This window comes from Porphyromonas sp. HMSC065F10, assembly GCF_001808555.1.
In the GTDB taxonomy this organism is placed as follows: Bacteria; Bacteroidota; Bacteroidia; order Bacteroidales; family Porphyromonadaceae; genus Porphyromonas_A.
Genome location: NZ_KV793783.1, coordinates 1 through 203, shown reverse-complemented (window position 1 = coordinate 203; position 203 = coordinate 1). Strand labels below are relative to the sequence as shown.

At 53.2% G+C, this 203-nt stretch carries 1 tRNA gene; it reads right to left on the bottom strand.

The window, feature by feature from the left end:
• Positions 1–36 precede the first annotated feature (36 nt).
• Positions 37–110 (bottom strand) — tRNA-Ala (locus HMPREF2890_RS04650).
• Between the last annotated feature and the right edge of the window lie 93 nt (positions 111–203).

Genomic DNA, 203 nt, shown 5'->3' with positions numbered 1-203 from the left:
TATGTCTATGATCTCTTGCGTCTCAAGGACGCACTGTGGAGAATAAGGGAGTCGAACCCTTGACCTCCTGCTTGCAGGGCAGGCGCTCTAGCCAACTGAGCTAATCCCCCGTCATAAGTCGCTCGCGAGAGCTCTTATGTCCCTAATAACCCTTATTCCCGTACTTTCTTCCGTAGGCCCAGGCAGAGTTGAACTGCCGACCT